Here is a 22,656-nt window from a genome sequence, read left to right on the forward strand (position 1 = left end):
TGACTCCTTTGTAACAAACTTCAAACTTTTTACATTAAATAGGAAAACTCTATTCATTCCTATAGTTAAGTCTCTGTCATTCAAATGTTAATTCCGTATAATTCATGTTGTTAATACCATCATTAAAATGGATTTTAGGAAGTCGAGCGTTTTTGACTCATTTTCCTCGGATTTTGTTGGTATTTGTCGTTGCGTCAACTTGTTGGCGTTGTGTTGGAAAAGTGTAGTTAATAATAAATTGGAAGCATGCAAATGAGCCAAGAAAAGCAGCTTGAACAAAACTACAACTACACCGTTGTTCGTCAATTTACCCTAGTTACCATTCTTTGGGGTATTGTCGGCATGGGTGTGGGTGTTTTGATTGCCGCTCAGTTGGTTTGGCCACAGCTTAACTTTGATACGCCGTGGTTAACCTACTCTCGTCTACGACCGCTTCATACGAACGCGGTTATTTTTGCGTTTGGTACAAGCGCCCTATTCGCCACATCTTATTATGTGGTACAGCGCACCTGTCAAGCGCGCCTATTTGGTGGCCCACTAGTGGCATTCACCTTCTGGGGCTGGCAAGCGATTATTTTAGCCGCTGCTATTTCATTGCCACTGGGATTCACATCCGGCAAAGAATACGCAGAACTAGAGTGGCCAATCGATATCGCTATCGCTATCGTTTGGGTGGCTTACGCTATCGTGTTCTTCGGAACTATGGTTAAGCGTAAAACATCGCATATTTACGTAGCCAACTGGTTCTTCGGGGCCTTTATCCTCACTGTTGCGGTATTGCACATCGTAAACAGCATGGCAATTCCAGTCTCCCCTATGAAGTCATACTCGATGTACTCCGGTGCCGTCGATGCCATGATTCAATGGTGGTATGGACACAATGCTGTTGGCTTCCTTTTGACTGCTGGTTTCCTTGGTATGATGTATTACTTCGTACCAAAGCAAGCTGAACGACCTGTTTATTCTTACCGTCTTTCTATCGTTCACTTCTGGGCTCTTGTCTCTCTTTACATTTGGGCTGGTCCGCACCACCTTCACTACACAGCACTTCCAGACTGGACACAGTCTATTGGTATGGTGATGTCACTGGTTCTGTTTGCTCCATCATGGGGTGGCATGATCAACGGTATCATGACGCTGTCTGGTGCTTGGCATAAACTGCGCTACGACCCAATTTTGCGATTCTTAATTGTTTCTTTGTCTTTCTACGGTATGTCTACCTTTGAAGGACCAATGATGTCGATCAAAACAGTTAACGCATTGTCTCACTACACCGACTGGACTATTGGTCACGTGCACTCTGGTGCGTTAGGTTGGGTTGCAATGGTGTCTATCGGTTCGGTTTATCACCTTGTTCCTAAGCTATTCGGTCAAGAGCGCATGTACTCAGTAAGCTTGATCAATGTTCACTTCTGGCTAGCGACTGTAGGTACCGTACTTTACATCGTAGCGATGTGGATCTCTGGCGTAATGCAAGGCCTAATGTGGCGCAGTGTTAACCCAGATGGCACCCTAACCTACAGCTTCGTTGAATCAGTTCAGGCGTCTTACCCGTACTACACGGTTCGCTTTATCGGCGGCGCTATCTTCTTGGCAGGTATGTTCCTAATGGCTTACAACACCTACAAGACCATCGCTGCACCAAAGGACAGTCTTAAAGCTGTTCCTCAACCGGCACAATAGGAGATTTTGATATGGCTAACAATTCAAAAAATCGCCACGAGCTCGTTGAGAAAAACGTTGGACTACTGGCAATTTTGATTGTATTTGCAATCAGCTTAGGGGCATTAGTTGAGATCACTCCACTGATTTTCCAAAAGCAAACTACTGAGCCGGTACAGAACCTTCGCGTGTATTCTGCACTAGAGATGGAAGGTCGTGACGTCTACATCCGTGAAGGTTGTAACGTATGTCACAGTCAAATGATTCGTCCATTCCGTTCTGAAACAGAGCGTTACGGTCACTACTCAGTCGCAGGTGAAAGCGTTTGGGAGCATCCTTTCCTTTGGGGCTCAAAACGTACTGGTCCTGATTTAGCACGTGTAGGCGGACGTTACTCTGATGAATGGCATCGCGTTCACTTGATTAATCCACGTGAGCTTGTGCCTGAATCAAACATGCCTGGCTTCCCTTGGTTAGAAGAAAACGTATTGGACGGCAAGTTGACGCAGAAGAAACTAGAGATCTTCAAGAACAACTTTGGCGTACCATATACTGACGAGCAAGTTGCTTCTGCGTCTTCCGACGTAGCAGGCAAAACAGAGATGGATGCTCTGATTGCTTATCTTCAGTCTCTCGGCCATGCGATGAAGTAAGGAGTGAATATGGATATCAGTGTTATTCACAGCATCTGGACAGTTCTACTATTTGTCTGTTTTGGCGGCGTTGTGTGGTGGGCTTTCGGTAAAAACCGCAAAGCGCGCTTCGAAGAGGATGCAAATCTTATATTTGCGGACGAACAAAGTCAGAAGAAAGACCAGCAAGGAGAGACTAAATAATGACTACATTTTGGAGTCTTTGGATTACCTTCATCACAGTGGGAACTTTGGTAGGTGTTGCTATCATCCTTCGCTGGTGTGTCAAGGACAGAATGGGGGTTGCTCCAGGTGATGATATGGGACACGAATACGATGGTATTCGTGAGCTCAACAGTGACCTACCTAAGTGGTGGACTTACCTGTTCGTTTCTACTTTCATCTTTGCAATCGTTTATCTTGCACTCTACCCAGGTCTAGGCAACTACAAAGGCCTACTAGGCTGGCAGAGTTCAGACCAAACGGTAACCAGTATTGAAGAGTCAAAAGCATCAATTGCTCGTGCTCAAGAAAACAAGCAACTGGTTCAATACGCAAAAGAACTTGAAGATGCCGACGCTTACTTCGGTGAAGCGTTCAGAAAACTCGCGATGACCGACGACGGTAGTGGCTTACGCCCTATCCCAGAAATTGCAGAGAATGAAGAGGCAGTAAAAGTTGGACAGCGTTTGTTCCTACAAAACTGTTCTCAGTGTCACGGTTCTGATGCACGTGGTCAGCTTGGCTTCCCTAACCTAACTGATAACGCTTGGCTGTACGGCGGAGAGCCCGAAGCTATCGTTACTACAGTGATGGACGGCCGAATTGGCGAAATGCCAGCTTGGATTGACGTGCTAGGGGAAGAAGGCGTTAAAGAAGTCGTTAGCTACACCCTTTCACTATCTGGTCGTAAAGTTAACGCTCGCGAAGCAGCAGCAGGTAAATCTCGCTTTGTCGTATGTGCCGCATGTCATGGTACAGATGGTAAAGGTAACCCTGCGGTTGGTGCACCTGACCTAACTGATAATAACTGGTTATACGGCGATTCAAGAGCTGCAGTAACGGAAACAGTAACTAACGGTCGTATGGGCGTTATGCCTGCTTGGAAAGACATTATGGGCGAAGAGAAGGTACAACTTGTCTCTGCTTATGTTTGGAGTCTAACCAACCAAGATAATTAGTAACAACTCAATAACAGCCCCTACCCAAAGGGGCTGACTTTTCTTTACAATCATCCTTTCATTTTTCAATTAGAGAACTTTTTTATGGTAAAGCCTTGGTATAAGCAGTTTTGGGCTTGGTTCATACTCCTGTTAATCCTAACCACCGTTTTCGGTACGTTACTACGGGTGTATATTTTGTCTCAACATACCGTTTCTTTGGTTTCCGAGGATTACTATAAAAAAGGTAAAGGCATCAACATCGACCTGTCTAAGGTGAGTGTGGCGCAAGATCTCAACCTTTCTGCAATGGTGTACTCTAGCGAAACTGATATCGTCATTGAGTTAAGCAAAGGTGAGCTTAGTAACTTCCCTGCACTTAATGTGGAGTTTTCACACCGTACATTGCCTGACAGAGACTTTAACTACCTAGCTACCGCCAACCCTTCTGGCACGTACAAGATTCACTTGGAAGAACCGCTGCAAGGCCCATGGTTTATTGAACTACGACCTCATGACAAGCAATGGTTAATTCAAGGTCGAATGACCTTTCCAAGTTCCACTCCAGCACCATTAATGAACTGATTATTATGGAAAAATCGTGTTATCACTGCGGTGAAGATGTACCAGAGAACACGAACTATCGCGTCACGATTCTAAAAGAGTCGAGAGAGATGTGTTGCCCAGGTTGTGAATCTGTGGCGCAGACGATCGTAGATAGTGGTTTAAGCTCTTACTATCAGTACCGTACAGAGAAAGCGGAGCGAGTCGATCTCGTTCCAGATCAGTTGCAAGCGTTGATCCATTACGATAATGAGCAAGTGCAATCTGAGTTTGTGCGCAATGATGAAAACACCTCGGAAGTGACATTGTCACTAGATGGTGTATCTTGCGCTGCATGTGCTTGGCTAATTGAAAAGCAAATGAACGCACACCAAGGTGTCGTTCGTATCCGGGTCAACACTGCTACTCACAGGGCACTATTATCTTGGGATAAAACCCAAACTAAGCTGAGTGAGTTGTTGAGTGTAATCCACAAACTAGGCTACAAAGCCGCCCCTTTCGAAGCCGACAAACAAGAAGAAACTTATTATCGAGCAATGAAGCAATACCTATACAAACTAGGTATTGCAGGATTGGCGACTATGCAGGTGATGATGCTTGCGGTCGCCTTGTATCTTGAGGTCTTTGGTAATTTAGAGCCTGAATTCAAGCATTACTTCAGAGTGGTTAGTCTGATTTTCGCAACACCCGTTCTGTTGTACTCAGCTCTGCCCTTTTACATGAACGCGTGGCGAAGCCTAAAAGCCAGAACCCTTGGGATGGACGTTCCCGTTTCTATCGCGCTAATATTCGCCTACTTCGCAAGCCTTATCGCGACCATTACACAAAGTGGTGAAGTGTTTTTTGAATCCATCTCAATGTTTACCTTCTTCTTACTACTAGGAAGATTTCTTGAGATGCGAGCACGGCGTAAAGCCGCAGCAGCCAGTGCCAACTTGCTGAAGCTTGTCCCTGCTATGGCAACACTAGAAGATGGTAATCAAGTTCCGGTTAAAACTCTGAGCATTGGAGACCGCGTGCGAGTACTTGCCGGCGAGCATGTTCCTGCAGATGGTTATGTATTAGATAAAGCGGTATTTGTTGACGAATCTATGCTGACTGGCGAATCTTTGCATGTTAAGAAAAGCACCGGCGAGACCGTGTATGCCGGTACAATCAACGGTGAGCAAACCTTTACCTTAGAAGTTGCCTGCCGCAAGCAAGAAAGCATGATTGCGAATATAGTTAGACTTCAGGATGAGGCTCAAGCAACCAAGCCAAAGATCGCCGAAATAGCGGATATAGTTGCGCGTTATTTTGTCGCCGCAATCTTAATTATCTCAGCTTGCACCTACTTCTACTGGCAACAAAATCAACCAGAAGACGCATTTTGGATCATGCTAGCCGTACTGGTTGCTACCTGCCCTTGTGCCCTTTCTTTGGCAACCCCAACGGCCATCACTTGCTCTACCTCAAGAATGGGCGACCTGGGTATATTATTGCGAAAATCCCATGCCATTGAGACGCTGTGTAAAATCAATCACGTTATCGTTGATAAGACTGGCACACTAACAGAAGGCAAAGTCTCGCTGTCTAATGTTGCTACTTTTGGCCAGTGGCAAGAATCACAAGTGCTCGCCATTGCTTCCGCCCTCGAAGCCCACGCCAACCACCCAATCGCCGTAGCATTTAGGCCGCATATTGATAGCTCAGTATCCGCTGAAAAAGTAGAGAACCATATTGGCTCTGGCCTCACGGGGTTGGTCAATGAGCTTGATTGCAAGATAGGCAGTTATAAGTTTGTTTGTGACGGCACCATTGCAAATACGCCACATACGGTTTATTTGTCTATCAATGGCGAGTTGGCCGCTACCTTTACCTACAGCGACCCAATAAGAGAAAGCAGTCAAAGCTTCATCCAATCTCTTAAAGACTTAGGTATCCGCACTACTCTACTCACTGGAGATAACGAAATAAATGCGGCGCCTGTCGCTCGTCAGCTTGGCATAGATGAGCTCAAATCCGGAGTAAGCCCAGAAGGCAAGCTCAACTACTTCAATAGCTTACCGAAGAAAGACGTATCACTAATGATCGGTGATGGTATTAATGATGCCCCAACCCTTGCCGGCGCCCATCTTTCTGTCGCTATGGGCGGCGGGACTGATGTCGCTAAGTCCTCAGCAGATATGGTACTTTTGGGCGATAAGTTAGACAAATTAATCGAGGCTCGTACCCTTGCTCTTAAAACACGTAAGATTATTAGGGAGAACCTAGCTTGGTCGCTAGGTTACAACCTGCTTATTCTGCCACTTGCGGTTTGCGGATTAGTCGCACCTTATATTGCAGTGGTGGGCATGTCAGCAAGCTCCATCATCGTAGTTACTAACTCACTGAGATTACTAAATAAACATGGAAAGTCTATACATTCTGATCCCCATAGCAATCATACTGGTCGCCGTAGCAGTGGCCGTATTTCTATGGGCAGTTAAGACGGAGCAATTTGAAGATCTTGATCGACAAGGACACAATATCCTATTCGAAGAAGATGACATCCCGTCAGACAAAAGCGACAAATCCAAGGGCAACAAATCGCAATGAGTAACATAGATTGGTTAGGCGCCTTTCTTATTGGATTAGCGGGTGCTGGTCACTGTATGGGAATGTGCGGCGGAATAGCCAGTGCCGTAGCTTTAAATGGACGCCAAAGTTCGTTCCAAATTACTCTGTTGTATAACTTTGGACGCATAACTTCCTATCTTGTCATAGGTGCATTAATCGGTGGCACTGTGGCAAGTAGTGTCAGCGTTTTTGATTCAACCCACTTTTTAACCATTTTGCGCGCTATTGCTGCCGTAATGATACTGCTATTAGGCTTATATTTAGCTCAATGGTGGAATGGCTTATTAAGAATTGAAAAGTTAGGACAGTACTTATGGAAGTTCCTGTCACCTATTGCGGCCAAGATGATTCCTTTACGTTCCCCTTGGTATGCCTACCCAGTTGGAATGGTTTGGGGCTGGATCCCATGTGGGATGGTGTACTCAATGTTGAGTTGGGCCGCGGTCTCCGGCAGTGCAATTAATGGCTTGCTGATTATGGGCTGCTTTGGATTAGGAACCCTACCTGCAATGATTCTGATTGGCGCGGGATCAGCTAAATATTCCCAGTTTTTCCGCTCTTCAATCATTCGCCGCGTGATTGGTAGTTTAATGATAGCTTATTCAATCTACTCAATATTTTTGTTGGTAAAGTAGACAAAGGAATTGGTTAACTATCTGATATAACTATCGTTTATATGACTACCCATTTAGGGTTGAAAGTGCTAATATATTGACGTAAATCAATTATATGTATATCTATTAAATATGATTAATATTGAGAAACCAGCAACAAAGCGCATACAGTCCGGTGGTTGTGCTATTCACTGCCAAGATTGCAGTATTTCACAGCTTTGCATTCCATTTACGCTGAATGACACAGAGCTAGATCAACTCGACCAGATTATAGAGCGTAAGAAGCCTATTCAAAAAAGCCAAGAGCTTTTCAAGGCTGGTGACGAGTTGAAATCCTTGTATGCCATCCGTTCAGGCACAATTAAAAGCTACACTATAACTGAACAAGGCGACGAGCAGATTACAGCGTTCCACCTCGCTGGCGATTTGGTTGGTTTCGATGCGATCAACACCCAATCACACCCAAGCTTTGCACAAGCTTTGGAAACCTCTATGGTGTGTGAGATCCCTTACGAAATCCTTGATGATTTGTCAGGTAAGATGCCGAAGCTTCGCCAACAAATCATGCGTTTGATGAGTAGTGAAATCAAAGGCGACCAAGATATGATTTTGCTGTTATCAAAGAAGAATGCAGAAGAGCGCCTAGCCGCCTTCTTGTATAACCTATCTGAGCGTTTTTCTCAGCGTGGTTTCAGCCCAAGAGAATTCCGATTGACCATGACACGTGGTGATATTGGTAACTACCTTGGCCTGACAGTTGAAACCATCAGTCGTCTACTAGGTCGTTTCCAAAAATCAGATATTCTTGCTGTTAAAGGTAAGTACATCACTATTAACGACCACGATGCTCTAGCAAAACTAGCAGGCGCTTGCCGTAGCTAACCTACTCTAGAAGTGACTCTTAGCTGAGTCACTTCAAATTCCTCATTTATTTCTTCTAAATCACTAATAAATCACTCTTTTTTCGTCTAATCTTAGATTGCAATCTAACACTTTTCTTCACAGTAGAGTTATATTGTACTTATCGTCAATAGAATGAAACGGGTGGTCTATGAGTATATACAACAACATTCTGGTTGTTGCCAATATCGACGCAGAGCAGCAGCCAGCCTTGGCTCGAGCCATGCAAATCGGAAAGAAAAGTAAGTCACCAAGTAAGATTACTTTTTTCCTCGCAATATATGACTTTTCTTATGAAATGACATCTATGCTCTCCCCTGATGAAAGAAACGCGATGCGCGCTGGTGTTATACATCAGCGTGAACAGTGGATGAAAGAAGTTGCAGAGCCATACAGAGATGATGAACACATCGAACTCGACATTAAAGTGGTTTGGCACAATAGGCCTTACGAAGCCATCATCAGTGAAGTGTTCGCTAAAGACTATGAGCTTGTGGTCAAGACGACGCGTCAGCACGACCTTCTAGAATCTGTATTGTTTACTCCAACAGATTGGCACCTACTTAGAAAATGTCCATGTGCGGTATTGCTGGTTAAAAACCATGATTGGCCAGAAAAAGGTCATGTCGTAGTCTCCGTTCACGTTGGGTCAGAGAATGAGGCTCACCTTGAACTCAACCATAGAATGGTTGAACAAGCACTCGACCTCTCTGGTCGATTAGAAGCCGAACTGCATTTAGTTAACTCTTACCCTATCACGCCTCCAAACATTACCGTCGAATTACCTGAATTTGATCCTACTATCTACACTGACTCAGTTCGCGGCCATCACCTAAAAAGTATGAAAGCTCTTCGACAAGAATATGGTATCGCTGAAGAACAAACTATTGTTGAGCAAGGCCTACCGCAAGACGTAATACCCAAAGCCGTTGAAGATCTTGGTGCAGGTTTAGTTGTACTTGGCACTTCTGGAAGAACAGGCTTATCTGCGGTGTTCCTTGGCAACACAGCGGAAAATATCATTGATGAAATTAACTGTGACGTGTTGGCTCTCAAACCTAGTGGATACGTCAGTCCATTGGATCCACACGGCAGCTAGTTTCAATAAACTAGAGTTCAAGTTAAAAGCGGTGGTAACACCGCTTTTTTATGTTCGCTGTTTTTTCACTGGAAACTGCCTAGAATATCCGTATCATACGCACTCTCTTTTTAATCAAGTATCCGGATAGTTAAATGAGCGAACAAGTTCAAGAGCGCACTAAGGCACAACAATACAACTTCAACAAGTTGCAAAAGCGTCTTCGTCGTGACACAGGCAACGCAATCAGAGACTTCAACATGATTGAAGAAGGCGATCGCATTATGGTTTGTCTATCTGGCGGTAAAGACAGCTTTACCATGCTTGAGATCTTGATGAGCCTAAAGAAAAGCGCGCCAATCGATTTTTCTTTAATAGCCGTTAACCTTGACCAAAAGCAGCCAGGTTTCCCTGACCATATTCTTCCAGAATATCTTGAGACCCTTGGCATTGAGTACAAGATTGTAGAAGAAGACACCTACTCTATCGTTCAAGACAAAATCCCTGAAGGTAAGACGACTTGTTCTCTATGTTCTCGTCTGCGTCGCGGTATCTTATATCGCACAGCTAAAGAACTTGGCGCAACCAAAATTGCTCTTGGCCATCACCGTGATGACATCCTAGAAACATTGTTCTTGAACATGTTCCATGGTGGCAAAATGAAGGCAATGCCACCAAAGTTGGTTTCAGATAATGGCGAACACGTTGTAATTCGTCCGCTGGCTTACTGTCGTGAAAAAGACATCATCAAGTTTGCCGATATGCGTGAATACCCAATCATTCCATGTAACCTTTGTGGTTCACAGCCAAACTTGCAGCGTCAAAATATCAAGCAGATGCTAAACAGCTGGGATAAGCAATTCCCAGGTCGCATAGAAACAATGTTCCGCGCCATGCAGAACGTAGTCCCTAGTCACCTAGCAGATTTTGAGCTATTCGATTTTAAATCCGTCGATAAAGATTCTGGGGTGATTAATGGCGGTGACATTGGCTTTGATAAAGAAGAAATGCCTGTAGCAACTACAAAAAACGAGCCAATGGAGTTTGACCCAAAACTTCAATTAGACGTGACTAACGTTTAATACTTTCGTACAAATAGCAAAAGGCCGGAGACTCATTGCTCCGGCCTTTTTTATATCTGATTTATTGTTCGATATATGGCATAACTCGTTGAGTTTGCTCAGATATGTTAGCGGTGACACCGTCACTAAGATCCGCCAGCTTGAGGATGGCTTTACCTTGTTCGCTTACCGGAACAGCCTTACCATTAGAAAGCATAATTTGATTCACGGTATCAGGTGTGAACTCTAATGTGACACCTTCAATATCTGGGGTAAACCAACTAGAGAACATCCCGCCTAGACCGCCAAGCACAGTTTTCATTTGAGAAGTTTTACTCTCTAACTCTGAATACCCTACTACACCACTTAAAGGCTCTTTAGTTAAAACAACCAAGGAGTAATCACAACGCGCTTCTTTTTGCGTGTGAATGTAAACTAATGGATTCGCACTTTTCAGATTGCTATCCAAAGGTACGTTCACTTCTCCGTTATCACTAATAGACAACTCTTCATAATGCTCTTCTTTCTCCATCCAAGCCTTTTCTATTGAACATGGCTGTTTGGTTTCAAAGTTAGTGAAGAAGAGTCCTACTTTGACATCTTGTTGTGGCTCTTTCAGATTATGTTTTAGTGGCGAATACAGTTTGCTGTAGGTAAACATGTATTCCTCAGCCTGTGCTGTATTTAGGCCCATGACCAATAGCGCCGCGGTCAATATACGACATTTCATTTTAAACGATTATCCTATGCATCAAATGTGTTTGAGCCGCCTCGATGGGTACCCGAACTTGGAGGCGTGTTGTCATCGTCAGAATCATTAAAGTGATCGTCATTCTCCGACTCTTGTTTTGATGCATCTTGTGTGGCAACAACCTGCAAGCGAATACCAAACATATTACGGTAAATAATACCTTTAGCATGGAAGAAAAACGGTACTGCGATAACTAGACCTAGACCATACAGCATCATCCCAGCAACGAATGCAAACATGGTCACAAGATAGATAACCGCAATAGAGAAGATACGTTTATTGACCGCACGCATCGATGTCCACAGCGCTTTTATTGGAGTCAGACGCTTTTCACAGACCAATAAAACAGCATTGCTAAACGCAAGAGACAGATAAAGAGATAAGAACGGAAGCAATGCACCAGCAATCGCTTGAGACAATAGGTTAAGCATAGTGACCAGAATAACGGGCATCATAAAAGGCAAACCTTTGGTGATGTGTCTAGTCTCAGTTCTTAAGCCTGCTGCATGACTCATTGCCATTAACGCAACACCGGCATAGATAGGTGCCGCTACTACTTCATAACTGAAGTTGGCAACGAAGATCGATTGGAAAATTCCTGGCTCCATAGATTCAGGGTCTTGGAACATATTTAAGATTGCTGAGAGATCACCAATTTGCAGTTTAAGTGCAACGATAAAAATAACAGCTTGGATGGCGATAAGCAGGATAACAGCTGGAGAAAAAGACAAAAAGTTACGCATCGTCAGTTGCCATGCTTCACTAATTACACTAGCGGGTTTTAATTCATAATCCCCGGCCAATGCCTTATCTACGCTACCACCAAGGTTGAAGTTTTTCTCTATCGGATCGCTCATTGAATCTTTAGGTCCTTGCCTTTAAAAGAAAATATTCTGGCGCAAGTATACCTGCAAACTGGCATTACGGCATAGTCTTAAGCATAAGGTCCTATCACTTAACGGTGTTTTACTAAACAAATAAACTATCTGCACCTTTCCTCGTACAAATATTCATCAAGTACAGTATTTGCACCCGATCTTAAGAAGCCTCTTTAAGTGCAAACCCTTGCACTTCTGTTATACTCGCGCCCTAAAAGATACTTAAGGGAAAGCTAACGTTACAACTATGGCTCTACTAATGCGATTCACTCAGACCTTTGCCCTTCTATCCATGTTCTTTAGCATTTCTGTTTTTTCTGAGTCAGAACAAACATTTGAAGAAGAAACGGTTGACGCTATCACCCCACGTGCCGTCAGTATTTATCTTCCTAAAGATCTGATCCCATCGACAGTTCTATCTGAGTTTACGGCGCAAACTGGTATTGTCGTAGAGCAGCGCATTTATGATATCGACACACCACATCGTATCAGCGTCACTGACTATTCAGCCGTAGATCTAACGTTGATCCCGTACAGTCATTTCCCAGCACAAGCAGAATTTAATAACCACTTTAAGCCGATACCAAAAGGTACGCTTTCCAACGCAGGCTCAATTAAGCCCGAGTTAAATCGAATCGAGCTTGCGCCTTACTTCCAATATTCACTACCTTTGATGGTTCAAGGCATGGGTATAGCAACAAACTCTAAAATGTTGCCACCCTCGATGCTTTCTCATTGGATAGATCTCCATGATGAACAATGGACGGGACAGTTACTGATTTTAGATGATGCACAAACACTGGTCTCTATTGCACTACTTGGAATGGGCTATCCCATCAATAACGCTACAGACACGCAATTGGAGCAATCAAAGCAATGGCTTCTCGACATGAGAAACAATGCAGCTTTTTTGTCTAAGCACGACCCAGAAATGCACTTTCTGTCTGGACAAGTTTCAGTTGGAATATTGAGTAATGATCATGCTTATATCGGAAACTTAGAAGATGCTGATATCGCCATTGAATGGCCTACTGAAGGCGCTATATTAGACGTATATGCGTTATCTATTAACATAGAAAGCGATGCAGATGAGGATGCTCTTTTGCTAATGAACTTCCTAATGGACAAAACGACTCAATCTCAGATCGCGCTCCACTCAGGCTTAACGCCAGCAGTTGATGGGCTTTCTACAGAGAGTCAACTGCTACAACTGCTTTCTGCTGAAGCAATTGAAAATGGCCACTTCAAACTCAACTCGCCTGATAGCCGCCAAAGATACGAGCAACTATTTCTAGAAGTTAAAATGCGCTAGTCTGCGGCAGGTTAAGAAAGTAGCTCTTCGACCAATTTAGGCACTTCAATACCTGCGGGACCATAACGCTTTTCTTCAAATTCACTCTGTACAGCACTCGGCTCTAGATTGATTTCTATGGTGTGTGCACCGTGCATTTTCGCATCATGCACAAAGCCTGCAGCCGGGTACACCACTCCAGATGTGCCGATAGAAACAAAAAGATCAGCCTCTTCGATAGCAGCATAGATTCTATCCATCTGCAGTGGCATCTCCCCAAACCACACAATATGGGGCCTCATTTGATGTGGGATCTGACAGCAGTGGCACAGATCACCATCATTAAGATCCGTCAGTTGCTCAACCACTTGACCCGACTCGCTACAGCGAGCCTTCAGTAGTTCACCATGCATATGCACTATGTTATTGGTGCCGCCTCTTTCGTGAAGATTGTCTATGTTCTGCGTTACTACAGTAACATTTCCATCTAGCATCTCTTCCAAGCGCCCCAAGGCTTTATGCGCAGCATTTGGCTGGATAGATTCAGACAGAAGCTTCTGCCGACGCATATTGTAAAAGGAGTGCACCAACACCGGGTCTTTAGCAAAGCCTTCTGGCGTGGCAACATCCTCAATACGATGATTCTCCCAAAGCCCATCTTGTGCTCTGAACGTTTGTATTCCCGATTCCGCTGAGATACCCGCGCCGGTTAACACAACAATGTTTTTGTATGGAAAGTTCATATTGAGGCCTCGAAGCAATTGCTAATGAATTGTTAACAAAGATTAACATTCATACAAGGGGTAAATAAAGAGACTGAGATCTCATCTTTAAGTGAAATGTTTTACATCTAATTCAATGTTTTTTCACAAAAAATTTCGTGAAACACATTCTCTGCACTAAACTTTTCAAGGAATCAAACGGACAAGAGAGAATCATGCGTTCAAAACTATTCTTCCTTCCCCTGCTCCTAGCTTTATTTTCTTTTGGTGCTTCTGCCAACTGGGAATATGACTTAGCAGATGAACCGAATATTGATAAGGTCTCTATCAGCATCGCGACTGAAATCGACAAATTACCTGAGCCGCTATTCATGACGCGAGAAGATCGCGACAAGGTTAATCAGTTGATGGAAGCGGTGATTACAGAGCAACTTAAACATGCCGATCAATTCGCTGAGCAGATAAAAGCCTACAACAAAGATGGTAGCGATGAAAACTGGCAAACCGCCGAACGCTCATGGTTGACTCTAAGTAGTCTTAGCAAAAGTAAAGCTGACTTGCTTGCCCTAGCGAGTAGCTCAACCAAAGACCTAATCGCCGGATTTGGACCCTCCGGTGTTATCCAGTTTAAGCAAGAATGGTATATAACCCGTCTCAATGGCGAGTTCTTGGTGCATCTGCAAATCCGTAGTTTTAAAGCTCTGATCAAAGACATCTTTATCTCACCGATCCCAGTAATGTGGGCAGCGCTTAAGGTCTTGTTCATTTACTTTGCTTTGACTTGGTGGCTTGCTAATAGCAAACGCTTCATTGAAGCCTTCAAAAATGCTCAAGTTCAGCATGGTACTCGCCCTCCTCTTTGGATGCGCTTAATTTGGTACATAAGCCGCGCAAATAGAGCAATAGCCGTACTTATCGCAATTACACTCTCTTTGCGAGTGCTATCTTCGATACCGAGCCTAAGTCAACTTATCGTCCTTGAAATCTTCACTTGGTGGATATTGGGTGGCTCAATCGCAATTAGCTTTATCCTCGAATTTGCTTATCGCAACAGTCGTAGTTCCAGCAAAGAAATTGTCGCGCTACGTTTGTCGACGATACGTTGGTACGTTTGGAGTTTCATCTTTGTTGGCGTGATTTTGCAAATCTCACAGCGAATGGTCGGCAAAGGCACCATTTATTATTGGATATCTAGCCTCGTATTCTTCTGGTTTGTGTTGATTACGATTAATGTATTGCGTAAATGGCGCCCTATCGTGTTTCGTCGCATCGCTAAGATGCCAGATAAACCACTTTGGATTGTATGGGCTGAAAAGAACGAAAAGACCTTTTTACTCAACATCATCGCGACCGTATTAGGTATTGTCTGGATCTTTACCGCTACGTGCCAAGGCATGATTGTGGCAAAACTGTCCAATTTCACCTTCTTTAGCCAAGGTTTAGCCTACCTATTCAAAATAGAAGTAGCCAAGCAGAATGAAAGTGAAATGCAGTCACAAAATTTTGTTCGAATTAAGGGAGACGAAACCTTCAAATACGTCACTCCTGGTCATGAAGACAGCACCTTAATTGACTACGCGACAGAAGAGTTCAAGCAAGTCTCACGATACGTACTGTCAAACAACCCTGCAGTTTGCGTTGTATCCGGCGAGCGCGGTATAGGCACTACTACCTTCCTTAAGCAGTTACTTCACAAGGTCAAGAATGCCACGCCAATCTATCTCAACTGCCCTTATGCAGGTTACTCAGCACTCATTGAGGAGTTTGCCGAGCAGCTAGGCCTTGAAAGAGAAGCTGGCGAGATCCAAATCCTTAACCACCTTCGAAAAAGTAATGAAAGCTACCTCATTGCACTCGATAACGGTCAACGTTTGGTCAAACCAATGGTGGGTGGACTCAACGGCTTGATTCGGTTTACTAACTTATTGCGCCGTTCTAAGAAAAACCACCGCGCTGTACTGGCCATCGAAAAAGCAAGCTGGCGTTTTGTTGATAGAGCTCGTGGAGAAAGGCTACTGTTCGATTGGGTCTCTTTCTTACCAAACTGGAATGAAGCGCAGGTAGCTCAGTTGCTTGAGTCTCGCATTAATCAATCAGATGAGTATCGACTCTCATTTGAAGGTCTTGTGGTACCAAAACAGTGGGATCACGGCAATATCAGCGAAGAAGACCGTGCTCGAAATGGCTTCTACCGCATCCTTTGGCATTATGCAGATGGTAACCCAACAGTAGCGCTTAGATTCTTCAGGCTATCTCTACGCCGTAATAAAAATGACGACAGTATCGTAGTCAGGTTATTTAGAGCACCAGAGTCAGAAGAGCTCGAAAAAATGCCTAAGCCAATGTTGGCTGTACTTCGCTCTATCGTGCAATTGGAAGTGGCAAACCAAGAGGAACTGTCTGAATGTACACAGCTTAGCCACTCTGAAGTGCTCGGTACACTGCGTTACTTCCAAAGTCGTGGCTACATCGAGTGGAGTGACGATAAGGCTAAAATCTCAGATCACTGGTATCGCCATGTCACCAATGTCCTTCACCGTCAGCATTTACTGGTAAAATAATATGCAAAGATTTTTATACCTTGTTCTATTAACTACATTCAGTAGTCTCTCGTACGCGATGACAGAAGTACCTGACGTTTCGGCTATTCAAGATTTTGCCAGTTTAGTTCGCTGGGGGGGCGTTCTATTTTCTGTGCTTATCATTGCCTGTACTTGGTTACTACTCAGATTCATTGATTCCCTTGTAGAAAGTGTTAGTGCGCAATTTGTACAGTACCGAATGATTTTGCAAAAAGCGCAATCCTTCCTGCAGTTCTTCATCTACATTACTGCTGGTATTGTGGTGTTCATGATCAGCTTCAGAATCAACGACCATATATTGGCCCTAATTGGTGGTACTCTTGCCGTTTCGGTGGGCTTTGCATTAAAGGATCTCGCCGCTTCATTCATCGCAGGCTTAACAGTAATGATAGACCGCCCCTTCCAAGTAGGTGACCGCGTCACGTTCGAAGGCAACTACGGAGACATTATTACCATCGGATTGCGCTCAGTTCGCATGCGTACCCTGAATGATGACATCATTACGATTCCTAATAACAAATTCCTTAATGAAGTCACCGTCAGTGGCAACTATGGTGCGTTAGATATGCAAGTGGTCATCCCCTTCTTTATCGGAATGGATCAAGACATCGATCTGGCAAGAAACCTAATTCAAGAAGCCGCATCATCGAGTCGTTACATACATCTTCCCAAACCTGTTGTTGTTTTGGTCAAACAAACCATCACCGAGAACTATTTAGCAATACAATTGACCTGTAAGGCCTATGTTGTCGATACCGGATATGAGAAACTGTTCGAAACTGATATCACGCTGCGTGTAATGAAAGAGTTCAAGAAAAACGGCATTACTCCACCGCGCATTGCTGTGAGTTCACAACCAGCTTAACCGTCGATAATTCGTCGAATACTAAACAGAGAATACAATGGCAAGAACGATTCAATACGTATACAACAAACAACACAAAGAACTACTGTTCTCTTATCAAGAGCACCGCAATATTCATGAAGCAGTTGCCGAAGCTGAGGGGATCGACCTAAAAGAGTTCCTTAAGATGGAACAACAAATCGAAGCGGTATCTGATACAAAAGCCGTTCGTGATTATCGTGACAACTACTTCAGAAAGTTGGGCTTTGGCAAAATTACGCTAAAACCAAAAGAGAATAAGCCGATTGGCAAAAAATAACACTAGGGGCCTGATGGCCCCTTTTTTATTGGCGTTTGTCTAAAACCACGCAGTACTGTATAAATACACAGTACTGCGTAATTTTGAGAGTTTTCTTTGCGTTAAAGAAAATTTCTTTCGCCTAAATACGACAATGCCCCGAATAATCGAGGCATTATTATTATCGCAAAGTCTAATTAAAGAGCCTTATAGATAACCTTATTTCCTGACAACTGTTCTCTTTGAACAAGATTCTCAGTCAGCAATTTTTTCAGTGCGCCGGTTGCCCAAGAAGCCGCTTTAGCCTCTTCTTGACCTGCCTCTAGACCGATCCCTTTAGGGTTGATGCCTTCAGCGTTGGCAACAACGATATCAAGTACCTGTTGCTGCTTTGGAGTAAGTGCAATGTCTGAAGCCTTCACTTCTACATTGTCTTCAACCTTAACGGTTGCAGTCGCTACTGCTGGTTTTGTTGCAGCTTTAACTACTGGCTTAGAAGCAGCAGTTTTAGCGCTAGTTCTGATGCGCTTTTGCAGCTTCATCTGCACGTTACGTTTATGTGCAAGTCTCATTAAATGATTCCCCTGTTCACTGCTTCTCAGCAGGCATGAAAATTTGAAGCGTGTTTATAGCAAAATAGCGCTCAAATTTGTAGATTTTTGCTTCTGAAAGAACCGAAAATTACATTTATTGAATAAACCGAACAGGATACTTAACAATTCATATTCATCTGATTAATCTAAGTACTGAACTCTGGACAAAATTAGAGCGACTCAATGTACGAGCAATTAAGACTGCCAGAAAAGCAATCGCATGCTAACTCAAAGCAAAAGGTGAACATTTTTTTTAATCGCTACATGTTTTAGGTACAGGTTAAATTTTATTATCAAATCCTACGAAATAGGAAAATTGAGAATGATCATTTTAGCCATAATAGCAGCGGTAACATTAGGTTTAAGTCTTTGGACTTACAAAGCATATCGAGCAGAGTTAACAGATTTAAAGGCTACCTATGAGACAATAGAAAAACAAAAAAAGAGCGCCGAAGCGCTCTAGTTTCTATATGCTGTTTAAGCGGAAGCTTATCGAATGTTCAAGAATGCTGCGCCGCGCACACCGCCTGAATCGCCGTGTTTCGCCTTAATAATTTTAGGGCACTTAGCCACTGGCATTAAGTACTTTGGCACACGCTTTGGCATTTCTTCGTATATCAACTCGAAGTTTGATAGCCCGCCGCCCAGAGAAACCACGTGTGGGTCGTAAGCGGTGAAGATGTTCGCAAAACAAATCGCTAGCAGCTCCATAAAGCGCTCTACGTGTTCTACTGCTTTTTCTTCACCCTCGTTATAAGCTGTAATGATGTCGATAGCTTTCTTCTTCTCACCATAGTAGTGATCGTAGATCAGCTCGAATCCGCGACCAGAAAGGTAGCTGTCTAAACAGCCTTTCTTACCACAACCACAGCCTAGCAAAGGCGCATTTTCGCCTAGGTGGAACCATGCATCGATAGGAAGACGAGTGTGGCCAACCTCTCCTGCTACGTGGTTGCGACCAGAGAAAACCTTGCCTTCATGAATAATGCCACCACCGAAACCAGTGCCAAGAATCAAGCCCATTACAGACTCTTCATCTTTCAATTCATCATCCCATGCTTCAGACAGAGCAAAACAGTTCGCATCATTTTCAATCTTAACGCTGCGTCCAATGCGAGCTTCGAGATCAGCACGTAAAGGCTTACCTTTTGCTGCTGGTACGTTTACCGTCAAGATAGTGTTGTCTTCTGCATCTTCCATACCAGGAAGACCAAATCCAATAAGACCTTCTACACCAAAATGCGCATCGTATTTTTCTACCAAACCAGCCAATGTTTCAACTAGCTTTGCATAGTCATCACCTGGTGTTGGCACTCGTTCTGTCGCTAAACGCTCCAGACTCTCATTAAACGCACCAAATTCAATCTTAGTGCCGCCCACATCAAAGCCATAAAACATCAGTCATCTCCTAAACTAAACCGTATAATTCATTGAAAAATAATTCGTATTATCCCGATCTTCTGGCATACATACCGTGATGACTGCCATAAAAAAAAGTCAGCTCAGTCTATTCGGTTAAACTCCGTTCGCAGATGTAACTAAAAAACTTATTTTGATAGATAGTGATTAAGCACTGGACGGCTAAAATCTCTCTTTTCTCTTGTTTTGCTCAGCATGTAGCTTTCTTTGAACACCTCAAACCATGATTGCAACTCATCACTGGCATTGTTTAAACCAAACTCTTGAAAAACAAGAGACGCTACCTCGCAAGTGGCTAGATGTTGTTCATGTTCTGATTTTCTCATTACATATTCAGAGATTTTTTCTGGTTGAATAGACATGACGGGGAAATGATGTAAATACTCCGACTTTCTATAAATCCTACGCGCCTCACGCCAACTGGCATCTAGGAAAATAAATAGCGGTATCTTGTCCTGAACAAAGCTTAGTCTCTCATCAGGAACAAGCGCATTAGAATCAAATAGATAATTTTCTGGAAATATCAGAATGGGCTGATACCTTGTATCTTGTAATAGCGACAACATTTGGGCATCAGGTTCTGTACGGTTCCATTGATACGCATGAGCATCTTCACAGATATCAGCGATGAGTCGTCCTGTGTTGCTCGGTTTTAATACTTCGTTGTCCGAGTAAATTAGCAGGCATGCAAAACCTGTATGAGCCTGGGGCTGATGAGCGCAAATACAATACTGCTGCGCGATACGACAATGTGGGCAACGCTCTACCTTAGATCCCCTAGCGCTAAACGGTTTGGTAGATTGTTTCAGTCTGTACTCAACGAGTTTATGAACGGCATGTACACGCATTTTTCGCCCTACTGCGTAAAAGGAAGTAAGAGTAATGAAGCACACTAGAATTGTCATCACCTTGGAGAAAAATATTTAATGGACGTTGCATCCATAAGGTTAAGTGTTTTTATCGTAGTGCTGTGTATCTGCGCACTAGTAGAAGCTCTGAAACCCAAACGCCCACTGACCCAGCCAAAAGGTTTTCGTTGGCTAAATAATCTCAGTTTAACCGGATTTAACTCAGTAATTTTAGTGATCACCATGCCGCTATTGGCGGTAGAGGCTGCGCTCTGGGCCGAGCAAAACCAAATTGGATTGCTATATTGGCTATCAGTCCCTTTACCTATCGCAACTGCGCTTGCAGTTATAGCGCTGGACTGCGCCATCTACTGGCAACATCGCTTGTTTCACCGCATTCCAATGCTTTGGAGCCTGCATAAAGTCCATCATGCAGACCAAGACATCGACGTCACCACTGGCGCACGCTTTCACCCTATTGAAATCTGGTTGTCTATGTGGATAAAGATTGGCTTAGTTTTCGCCCTTGGTGTTCCACCTGTTGCGGTTATTATTTTTGAGATTGTGCTTAATGCCAGCGCTATGTTCAATCACAGTAATATGCGCCTGCCTTTGTCCTTAGACAGAGTACTGCGCAAATGGCTAGTGACACCAGATATGCACAGAGTCCACCACTCCACAATAAGGCAAGAGACAGACTCCAACTATGGATTTTGTCTTTCAATTTGGGATCGCATGTTCCAAAGTTATATAGATCAACCGAAGTTGGGCCATCAAAACATGAATATTGGGATTGGTGTTTTCCGTAAGCCTCAAGAGCAACGAATTGATAAAATGCTGACTCAGCCTTTCAGGAAGAATTAATGACACGCCTACATAGCTCAAAATTACTACTTATTACATTAGCTACGCTATTAACAGCCTGTGCGTCTGGCCCTGAAACGAATTCTCAAGCGCGAGTAAACACCAATCAGATTGACCAGCAAATTGACGATAAAGTTTCCAAGCAAAAAAGTGATGAGCTATTTCGATTTTACAAAGTGTGGCACCAGACCCCCTACCGGCTTGGTGGGACAACACAAAACGGCATAGATTGCTCCGCATTCACGCAAATTGCCTATTCACAATTATTCACGCAACCTCTGCCAAGAACGACGGAATTACAAAGCCAGGTCGGCAAGGAAGTCGATTATGACGATAGACGTTTTGGTGACTTGGTTTTCTTTAAAACAGGCTTCAATACCCGACATGTAGGGATTTATGTGGAAGACAACAGCTTCATGCATGCCTCTACGTCTCGCGGCGTCATTATCTCGCGCCTTGACTCTCCTTACTGGGCCGATGTGTTTTGGCAAATTCGCCGTGTAAATTAGTTAATTAGGCAAACACGTAGAATTATAGAGAATCAACGTCTGGTCCTATAAAAATCAAACCAATATCATCTGCGTATAGCTCTTTCATTAGTTGGCATAAATAAGCGCTAGTGCGTCCACCTGAAAAGCTTACAACTTTCTTCATTGCTAATGTCCTCAGGATATTAGCAATCCTTTATATGTTCAATTGGCTGTTTTGGTTAAACCCCTTTACCTTTTCGGAGTCATTTAGAATGATTTTGGTGTCTAGTTGCTAGACGTAAAAAGCGAATATTTCATTAATTTTTAAAGCATTTTTTCCCTTCAACCTAATGCAGCGATATAATAGAGCCAACAAGAAAAGTTTGGGCCCGAACGCTTCTGTTGACGTTGTTTAGAAGACTTTATTGAATGAATCTAGGAGATAAAATGAAATTTAGCGTTAACTTCAACTTAGAAGTAGATAATGCAGTAATGCTCAAAACCATTGGCTTGCTCAGCACATTTATAGCTTCAATGGGCTTTGTGATTAGCAACATGTAAGTAGATCTGGGCTGATTCAGTCAGCCCTACCTTTCTATTGAATCAGGACCGACGATTATCATTGAGAAATGAGAATAGGACTCTCACATGTACTACACATCATATTTGATAAGCAGTGTTTGCTATACACTTACTTAACCAGATGTATTTTGGACATAAAAGTCGCTGAGGTTGTACCGCTACCAGAGGGGACAGCTAGTAGGATTACCTGATTGACCTTTCTGGAATAAAGCCATTCCAATTCACTTACTCTATCGTTCTATGCT

24 protein-coding genes are annotated in these 22,656 nt (G+C 43.5%); 18 read left to right on the forward strand and 6 right to left on the reverse strand.

What is annotated here, in order from left to right; genetic code table 11:
* Positions 1-246 precede the first annotated feature (246 nt).
* From ccoN to ttcA, 11 genes are all read left to right on the forward strand, one after another.
* The gene (ccoN, locus tag OCU46_RS06905; protein WP_141271325.1) at positions 247-1,683 is read left to right on the forward strand and encodes a cytochrome-c oxidase, cbb3-type subunit I; all 1,437 of its coding nucleotides are present in this window, start codon (positions 247-249) and stop codon (positions 1,681-1,683) included.
* Between the two features lie 11 nt (positions 1,684-1,694).
* Complete coding sequence (ccoO, locus tag OCU46_RS06910) at positions 1,695-2,315, forward strand: cytochrome-c oxidase, cbb3-type subunit II (RefSeq protein WP_141271326.1); 621 nt, start codon at positions 1,695-1,697, stop codon at positions 2,313-2,315.
* A 9-nt stretch (positions 2,316-2,324) separates the two neighbouring features.
* Positions 2,325-2,498, forward strand: coding sequence for a cbb3-type cytochrome oxidase subunit 3 (locus tag OCU46_RS06915; protein WP_141271327.1), 174 nt, complete (start codon positions 2,325-2,327; stop codon positions 2,496-2,498).
* A complete protein-coding gene (gene ccoP / locus OCU46_RS06920; protein WP_141271328.1) occupies positions 2,498-3,475 on the forward strand; it encodes a cytochrome-c oxidase, cbb3-type subunit III in 978 nt (325 codons plus the stop codon). The genes OCU46_RS06915 and ccoP overlap by 1 nt, the downstream gene beginning before the upstream one ends.
* Before the next feature lie 84 nt (positions 3,476-3,559).
* Entirely contained in the window at positions 3,560-4,039 is a 480-nt protein-coding gene (locus tag OCU46_RS06925; RefSeq protein WP_141271329.1) for a FixH family protein, read from the forward strand.
* A 5-nt stretch (positions 4,040-4,044) separates the two neighbouring features.
* A complete protein-coding gene (locus OCU46_RS06930) occupies positions 4,045-6,486 on the forward strand; it encodes a heavy metal translocating P-type ATPase (protein ID WP_141271330.1) in 2,442 nt (813 codons plus the stop codon).
* A complete protein-coding gene (ccoS, locus tag OCU46_RS06935) occupies positions 6,407-6,595 on the forward strand; it encodes a cbb3-type cytochrome oxidase assembly protein CcoS (RefSeq protein WP_141271331.1) in 189 nt (62 codons plus the stop codon). Before OCU46_RS06930 ends, ccoS begins: the two co-directional genes overlap by 80 nt.
* Positions 6,592-7,251, forward strand: coding sequence for a sulfite exporter TauE/SafE family protein (locus OCU46_RS06940; RefSeq protein WP_141271332.1), 660 nt, complete (start codon positions 6,592-6,594; stop codon positions 7,249-7,251). Before ccoS ends, OCU46_RS06940 begins: the two co-directional genes overlap by 4 nt.
* A 111-nt stretch (positions 7,252-7,362) precedes the next feature.
* Positions 7,363-8,112 (forward strand): FNR family transcription factor, encoded by a 750-nt coding sequence (locus tag OCU46_RS06945; protein WP_141271333.1) that lies wholly within the window; start codon positions 7,363-7,365, stop codon positions 8,110-8,112.
* A 169-nt stretch (positions 8,113-8,281) separates the two neighbouring features.
* A complete protein-coding gene (uspE, locus tag OCU46_RS06950; RefSeq protein WP_141271334.1) occupies positions 8,282-9,229 on the forward strand; it encodes a universal stress protein UspE in 948 nt (315 codons plus the stop codon).
* 134 nt (positions 9,230-9,363) lie between these two features.
* Complete coding sequence (gene ttcA / locus OCU46_RS06955; protein WP_141271335.1) at positions 9,364-10,290, forward strand: tRNA 2-thiocytidine(32) synthetase TtcA; 927 nt, start codon at positions 9,364-9,366, stop codon at positions 10,288-10,290.
* 61 nt (positions 10,291-10,351) lie between these two features.
* Here the strand turns inward: ttcA and OCU46_RS06960 are convergent, their stop codons facing one another.
* Together OCU46_RS06960 and OCU46_RS06965 are read right to left on the reverse strand one after the other, a co-directional pair.
* Positions 10,352-10,999: a DUF2987 domain-containing protein gene (locus OCU46_RS06960; protein ID WP_141271336.1), complete on the reverse strand. Its 648-nt coding sequence runs from the start codon at positions 10,997-10,999 to the stop codon at positions 10,352-10,354.
* Positions 11,000-11,013: 14 nt separating this feature from the next.
* Complete coding sequence (locus tag OCU46_RS06965; RefSeq protein WP_141271337.1) at positions 11,014-11,877, reverse strand: DUF2189 domain-containing protein; 864 nt, start codon at positions 11,875-11,877, stop codon at positions 11,014-11,016.
* A gap of 280 nt (positions 11,878-12,157) precedes the next feature.
* Between OCU46_RS06965 and OCU46_RS06970 the strand changes: the two genes are divergently transcribed.
* On the forward strand, positions 12,158-13,210 hold the full coding sequence (locus OCU46_RS06970) for an ABC transporter substrate-binding protein (RefSeq protein ID WP_244311402.1): 1,053 nt from the start codon (positions 12,158-12,160) through the stop codon (positions 13,208-13,210).
* An 11-nt stretch (positions 13,211-13,221) separates the two neighbouring features.
* On the opposite strand, the gene cobB is transcribed toward OCU46_RS06970, so the two are convergent.
* A complete protein-coding gene (gene cobB, locus OCU46_RS06975; protein WP_141271339.1) occupies positions 13,222-13,932 on the reverse strand; it encodes a Sir2 family NAD+-dependent deacetylase in 711 nt (236 codons plus the stop codon).
* A 194-nt stretch (positions 13,933-14,126) separates the two neighbouring features.
* Here cobB and OCU46_RS06980 point away from each other — a divergent pair, with 194 nt between their 5' ends.
* From OCU46_RS06980 to OCU46_RS06990, 3 genes are read left to right on the forward strand one after another with little or no spacing between them, the layout of a single operon-like run.
* Positions 14,127-16,472: an ATP-binding protein gene (locus tag OCU46_RS06980; protein WP_141271340.1), complete on the forward strand. Its 2,346-nt coding sequence runs from the start codon at positions 14,127-14,129 to the stop codon at positions 16,470-16,472.
* A 58-nt stretch (positions 16,473-16,530) separates the two neighbouring features.
* Positions 16,531-17,358, forward strand: coding sequence for a mechanosensitive ion channel family protein (locus tag OCU46_RS06985; RefSeq protein ID WP_371858839.1), 828 nt, complete (start codon positions 16,531-16,533; stop codon positions 17,356-17,358).
* A 37-nt stretch (positions 17,359-17,395) separates the two neighbouring features.
* Complete coding sequence (locus tag OCU46_RS06990) at positions 17,396-17,656, forward strand: DUF2960 family protein (protein ID WP_141271342.1); 261 nt, start codon at positions 17,396-17,398, stop codon at positions 17,654-17,656.
* A gap of 176 nt (positions 17,657-17,832) precedes the next feature.
* On the opposite strand, the gene OCU46_RS06995 is transcribed toward OCU46_RS06990, so the two are convergent.
* Positions 17,833-18,207: a MarR family transcriptional regulator gene (locus OCU46_RS06995; protein ID WP_141271343.1), complete on the reverse strand. Its 375-nt coding sequence runs from the start codon at positions 18,205-18,207 to the stop codon at positions 17,833-17,835.
* Positions 18,208-18,550: 343 nt separating this feature from the next.
* Here OCU46_RS06995 and OCU46_RS07000 point away from each other — a divergent pair, with 343 nt between their 5' ends.
* Complete coding sequence (locus tag OCU46_RS07000; protein WP_167495378.1) at positions 18,551-18,691, forward strand: hypothetical protein; 141 nt, start codon at positions 18,551-18,553, stop codon at positions 18,689-18,691.
* 26 nt (positions 18,692-18,717) lie between these two features.
* Here OCU46_RS07000 and nagK read toward each other — a convergent pair whose 3' ends face one another.
* Positions 18,718-19,626 carry an N-acetylglucosamine kinase gene (gene nagK / locus OCU46_RS07005; RefSeq protein ID WP_141271344.1) on the reverse strand — a complete coding sequence of 303 codons (909 nt, stop codon included), beginning with the start codon at positions 19,624-19,626 and terminating at the stop codon, positions 18,718-18,720.
* A 149-nt stretch (positions 19,627-19,775) separates the two neighbouring features.
* Positions 19,776-20,495, reverse strand: coding sequence for a tRNA-uridine aminocarboxypropyltransferase (locus tag OCU46_RS07010; protein ID WP_208733539.1), 720 nt, complete (start codon positions 20,493-20,495; stop codon positions 19,776-19,778).
* A gap of 78 nt (positions 20,496-20,573) precedes the next feature.
* On the opposite strand from OCU46_RS07010, the gene OCU46_RS07015 reads away from it, so the two are divergent.
* Positions 20,574-21,359 carry a sterol desaturase family protein gene (locus tag OCU46_RS07015; RefSeq protein WP_141271346.1) on the forward strand — a complete coding sequence of 262 codons (786 nt, stop codon included), beginning with the start codon at positions 20,574-20,576 and terminating at the stop codon, positions 21,357-21,359.
* Entirely contained in the window at positions 21,359-21,868 is a 510-nt protein-coding gene (locus tag OCU46_RS07020) for a C40 family peptidase (RefSeq protein WP_141271347.1), read from the forward strand. The genes OCU46_RS07015 and OCU46_RS07020 overlap by 1 nt, the downstream gene beginning before the upstream one ends.
* Positions 21,869-22,656: the final 788 nt, after the last annotated feature.

This window comes from Vibrio comitans, assembly GCA_024346835.1.
Lineage (GTDB): Bacteria > Pseudomonadota > Gammaproteobacteria > Enterobacterales > Vibrionaceae > Vibrio > Vibrio comitans.

Bases quoted from the DNA above. Each gene is read 5' to 3' on its own strand.
- OCU46_RS06965 (WP_141271337.1), bottom strand. From the start codon at position 11,877: ATGAGCGATCCGATAGAGAAAAACTTCAACCTTGGTGGTAGCGTAGAT.
- OCU46_RS06925 (WP_141271329.1), top strand. From the start codon at position 3,560: ATGGTAAAGCCTTGGTATAAGCAGTTTTGGGCTTGGTTCATACTCCTG.
- ccoP (WP_141271328.1), top strand. From the start codon at position 2,498: ATGACTACATTTTGGAGTCTTTGGATTACCTTCATCACAGTGGGAACT.
- OCU46_RS06915 (WP_141271327.1), top strand. From the start codon at position 2,325: ATGGATATCAGTGTTATTCACAGCATCTGGACAGTTCTACTATTTGTC.
- OCU46_RS07000 (WP_167495378.1), top strand. From the start codon at position 18,551: ATGATCATTTTAGCCATAATAGCAGCGGTAACATTAGGTTTAAGTCTT.
- OCU46_RS06930 (WP_141271330.1), top strand. From the start codon at position 4,045: ATGGAAAAATCGTGTTATCACTGCGGTGAAGATGTACCAGAGAACACG.
- OCU46_RS06945 (WP_141271333.1), top strand. From the start codon at position 7,363: ATGATTAATATTGAGAAACCAGCAACAAAGCGCATACAGTCCGGTGGT.
- ttcA (WP_141271335.1), top strand. From the start codon at position 9,364: ATGAGCGAACAAGTTCAAGAGCGCACTAAGGCACAACAATACAACTTC.
- OCU46_RS06980 (WP_141271340.1), top strand. From the start codon at position 14,127: ATGCGTTCAAAACTATTCTTCCTTCCCCTGCTCCTAGCTTTATTTTCT.
- ccoO (WP_141271326.1), top strand. From the start codon at position 1,695: ATGGCTAACAATTCAAAAAATCGCCACGAGCTCGTTGAGAAAAACGTT.
- OCU46_RS06985 (WP_371858839.1), top strand. From the start codon at position 16,531: ATGACAGAAGTACCTGACGTTTCGGCTATTCAAGATTTTGCCAGTTTA.
- ccoN (WP_141271325.1), top strand. From the start codon at position 247: ATGCAAATGAGCCAAGAAAAGCAGCTTGAACAAAACTACAACTACACC.
- uspE (WP_141271334.1), top strand. From the start codon at position 8,282: ATGAGTATATACAACAACATTCTGGTTGTTGCCAATATCGACGCAGAG.
- OCU46_RS06970 (WP_244311402.1), top strand. From the start codon at position 12,158: ATGCGATTCACTCAGACCTTTGCCCTTCTATCCATGTTCTTTAGCATT.
- OCU46_RS07020 (WP_141271347.1), top strand. From the start codon at position 21,359: ATGACACGCCTACATAGCTCAAAATTACTACTTATTACATTAGCTACG.
- OCU46_RS07010 (WP_208733539.1), bottom strand. From the start codon at position 20,495: ATGCGTGTACATGCCGTTCATAAACTCGTTGAGTACAGACTGAAACAA.
- OCU46_RS07015 (WP_141271346.1), top strand. From the start codon at position 20,574: ATGGACGTTGCATCCATAAGGTTAAGTGTTTTTATCGTAGTGCTGTGT.
- OCU46_RS06940 (WP_141271332.1), top strand. From the start codon at position 6,592: ATGAGTAACATAGATTGGTTAGGCGCCTTTCTTATTGGATTAGCGGGT.
- cobB (WP_141271339.1), bottom strand. From the start codon at position 13,932: ATGAACTTTCCATACAAAAACATTGTTGTGTTAACCGGCGCGGGTATC.
- OCU46_RS06990 (WP_141271342.1), top strand. From the start codon at position 17,396: ATGGCAAGAACGATTCAATACGTATACAACAAACAACACAAAGAACTA.
- OCU46_RS06960 (WP_141271336.1), bottom strand. From the start codon at position 10,999: ATGAAATGTCGTATATTGACCGCGGCGCTATTGGTCATGGGCCTAAAT.
- nagK (WP_141271344.1), bottom strand. From the start codon at position 19,626: ATGTTTTATGGCTTTGATGTGGGCGGCACTAAGATTGAATTTGGTGCG.
- OCU46_RS06995 (WP_141271343.1), bottom strand. From the start codon at position 18,207: ATGAGACTTGCACATAAACGTAACGTGCAGATGAAGCTGCAAAAGCGC.
- ccoS (WP_141271331.1), top strand. From the start codon at position 6,407: ATGGAAAGTCTATACATTCTGATCCCCATAGCAATCATACTGGTCGCC.